This window comes from Patiriisocius sp. 208BN25-11, assembly GCF_058147145.1.
Map to the genome: position 1 here is coordinate 1 of NZ_JBYVJY010000060.1, position 289 is coordinate 289.

The window sequence follows — 289 nt, forward strand, 5'->3', positions numbered from 1 at the left end:
TAATCGGCTACACGGTACCAGGAGAAGGAGATTGGGAAGTAAACCCTGTAACTGGTGAGATTAGTTTCGCTCCAGCCCCAGGCTTTAATGATGATCCAACGGATCCAGCAATGTATACGATCGACGATAATGATGGTAATCCATCAAATGTGGCTACCGTAACGATAGATTACGTACCAGTAGCTACAGATGATACGAGTGATAACAACGATACTGGAATGCCAGTAGTGGTAGATGTTTTAGGGAATGATGTAGATGGTGATATTGTAGATCCAACGACGGTACAGAT

Annotated in this window: 1 protein-coding gene; it reads left to right on the forward strand. The window is 43.6% G+C overall.

The window, feature by feature from the left end; genetic code table 11:
• Positions 1-289 (forward strand): hypothetical protein (locus tag ACY2RS_RS15550; protein ID WP_490099584.1); only part of this gene is annotated, 289 nt, incomplete at both ends.